A 3005-nucleotide genomic window follows, 5' to 3' on the forward strand; every position below is an offset into this window, starting at 1 on the left:
GATCAACGAAGCGGTCGATAGACCGCAGAAGATGGTTTGCCGGGACATGACGCTCGATGCTGAACCCGTAAAACAGCGCTTCCTGCGCCACCGTCCGCTCGCCCATCATCGGCACATCCTCCTAAATCCCTAGAAGGAGTGAATCAGAACTTCGCACTGACAGCAACACCGCCTTTTTCAACGGTATCCGCCGAAAGCGGACCCCGCACCCAGAACTCGCGCTCGGCCGCTTTGCGCCGCCAACAGCGGTCATTGGCCAGCGTCTGGTGACGGTCGATCTTTCAGTTTTCCAGCCCATTTAGAGGCTAGATAGAAAAATACCGCACCTACTCCAAAACCTAGCCATTGGTTGATCAGGAATGCTGCGATAGGCAAACAGATCGCGCTGGAGATAGCGATGCTCGAAACAAACGCTAAGACCGAAAGCTGACGCCAGATCATCATGAAGATCGTGAGGGTTGCCCACATCACGGCGATAAGCCCATAGGGCCCCAACGCTTGAACATACTGTCTCGCGCCTATCCCAATTGCCGCGACCGCCAGAGCAACCAGCACAGTAAAAGAAAACCGTCTCATTACCCTCTCCGCATTTTCGCTCGGAGGATAGCGGAGCTTGTTCTGCAACTTCTTAATCTCTACGTGAAAATGCGTGTTACCCTGTTTGCACGAAGTCCGCTTCGGGCGGAAAGCGAACCAGCACCGATTCTCAAACCCATCGCCAACCCATATCGAGGAGGAAGCCCTGCACACGCTGGAGTTTGGCAGCATAATGAAGCGGTTCCAGGAGCGACCGCAGGCTTTGTATGTCCGAGCTAACCTCTCCCAGCCCTCGGATTGCAGCAACCAAGTCGCCCACATCGTTTGGGGACCAGTAAACATCGTCCCTATTAGGTCCTCGGGCGCAATAGCTATTGGTCATCGCAACCCAAAGAGCAACGCAACCCTCAATTTCAAGTACCAGCTTTCGTATGTTTTGGTTCGATAGGAGTTCGTGATAAAAAGGTTCCTGTTCCGCCGTGAAACTGTAATTCAGCGCCGACGGATCGTCTTTGAAGGTAATCTCATCAGGCTCGATCAGCAGCCGACCCCAGCTCCACCGGACGGGAAATGCAGCACTGTCCCGCTGCCACGCATGGTCCACATTGTCGACCGGCCGCCGCCAAGGGGGGCTTCCAGAAGCTCCGGTAATCCAAGCACATCCAAGGGTTCCGTCAGAGAGCCTGACGTTCTCGGCGGCATACGGTTTTCCCCCATGGTGAAGAATTGCCGAACCGTGCCGCTGTCCAAAGCCGCTTCTTTGATCCTCAGGGGAAGGCACCTCGCCTGCTTCGAGGATCAGGTAATCTTTTCTGTTCTCAAATGGCCACATCAGAAATCGCATCAAGTTCAACAAGCACTTCTTCATTCATAGCTTTTATTTAAAGCGGCACGATAGGGGCACTAACAGTTTTTCGTCCGCTTCGGGCTGACTGCCGTCATGTCGCTGATGCGCCAACAGCGGTCATTAAAGTTGATGCTGATGCGATGGCCATGCCAGGTAAGCTCCAATCAACCACGATCAGTTCGGTCGATGGACTTGCGGCGAAGACCGGGTCAAGATTGGACGAACCTTGCTTGATTGGGGCAGCTTGATGATCCGCTTCTTTTTGGGCTTGACCTTACTGATTGTCCTTTCAATATTTGTCATCCCCGCGTTGTTAGTCTTCACAGGCATACCTGTGGGGGTCGTTTATGTTGTTCCATTCGCGCTCTTGTTCGCTTACATGATAGAGCGCTTCAGTGGGAGTAAACCTAGAAAACGCGATGAACTGGCTAAGCGGTTTGGAGTGTGGGTGGCGGAGTGGATCTCCAATACCTTTGATTTACAGCCTCGGCCAGAGCCTACCAGGAAGGAAAGACTGATCGCGGCGGCTGTCGGAACCGCTGCTGTTATCGGTCTTTGGGTGGTGGCATATCTCAGCCAGGCCGCTCCCAGCTGGTACGGCATTATATTCGGCCTCTGGCTTATTGCTATGTTGACCGCATGGGCAGTGCGGCGTCCGAACCTACAACAGCCAAATGACGCTGAATGACCGCTTCGGGCCGATACCGTTGAAAAAAGCGCGTGCTGATCTTGCTCGGAGGCTTCCGTTGTCGGGGCGTGTCGAGATGTATTTCCCGTTACGCCGGTTTTGGCATTGGTGGCGGGATCAGCTTTGCGAGCTTCCGGAGGTTTTGGGCTGCGGCTGCGAGGTGGAACTCATCACGCGCTCCGTTCGGCCCTCGTAATCGCAGACGATCCAGTCTGAGGATGCGTTTGAGGTGGGCAAAAAGCATCTCGACCTTTTTCCTCTGATGCCTCGACGTAACATAGGCTTCGGTCTTGGCTATATCACGCGCCATATCGCGAGCGCCCTCATGGATAGAGCGTGGTATCTTGCGCGCGGGAGCGTTCGGGCAGCATCTTGGTTTCAGGGCGCAGGCATCGCAGTCGAGTTTGCTGGCCCGACAGCGTACCATGCCATCTTCATCCACGAGAGGACGCTCATTCTTGTAGGTGATTTGCCGCGAGCGTAACTCCTTGCCGCCAGGGCAGGTATAGAGATCGTGCTTGTGGTCGTAGGTAAAGTCGGCACGCTCGAATGTGCCGTCACGCCGTTCGGATTTGTCGAAGACTGGGATATGCGGCTCTATTCCGCGCTCGTGCACCAGCCAGCCCAGCATCTCTGCCGAACCATAGGCACTGTCGGCGGCCAACCGCTCCGGATAGAGGCCGAAGCTTTCCTGAGTGCGCTCAATCATGGTGCGTGCCGCGCCGACTTCGGCCTGCCGGATCGCGCGGCTCGCTTCGACATCAACGATGACGGCATTATCCAGATCAATCAGATAGTTGGTAGCGTATGCGAAGAAGGCATGGCCTTTCATTGCTCCGGTCCACTGCGCCGCCGGGTCCGACCTCGATACGAACTTCGGTTTTGCTTCGCTGGCCGCACCCCATGCCGCGTCATCGAGCGTGTCGAGATATT

Annotated in this window: 4 protein-coding genes; 1 reads left to right on the plus strand and 3 read right to left on the minus strand. The window is 55.3% G+C overall.

Going from position 1 to position 3005, the window contains the following annotated elements; all coding sequences use genetic code 11:
• Positions 1-249 precede the first annotated feature (249 nt).
• A complete protein-coding gene (locus KX729_RS33330) occupies positions 250-576 on the minus strand; it encodes a hypothetical protein (RefSeq protein ID WP_219746699.1) in 327 nt (108 codons plus the stop codon).
• Positions 577-706: 130 nt separating this feature from the next.
• Entirely contained in the window at positions 707-1405 is a 699-nt protein-coding gene (locus KX729_RS33335) for a hypothetical protein (protein ID WP_219746700.1), read from the minus strand.
• Between the two features lie 226 nt (positions 1406-1631).
• Between KX729_RS33335 and KX729_RS33340 the strand changes: the two genes are divergently transcribed.
• Positions 1632-2072 (plus strand): hypothetical protein, encoded by a 441-nt coding sequence (locus KX729_RS33340; RefSeq protein ID WP_219746701.1) that lies wholly within the window; start codon positions 1632-1634, stop codon positions 2070-2072.
• 88 nt (positions 2073-2160) lie between these two features.
• Here the strand turns inward: KX729_RS33340 and KX729_RS33345 are convergent.
• The coding region (locus tag KX729_RS33345) for a transposase (protein WP_219746702.1) at positions 2161-3005 on the minus strand (845 nt) is incomplete at its 5' end.

Origin of the sequence: Neorhizobium populisoli (genome assembly GCF_019430945.1) — a bacterium.
In the GTDB taxonomy this organism is placed as follows: Bacteria; Pseudomonadota; Alphaproteobacteria; order Rhizobiales; family Rhizobiaceae; genus Neorhizobium; species Neorhizobium populisoli.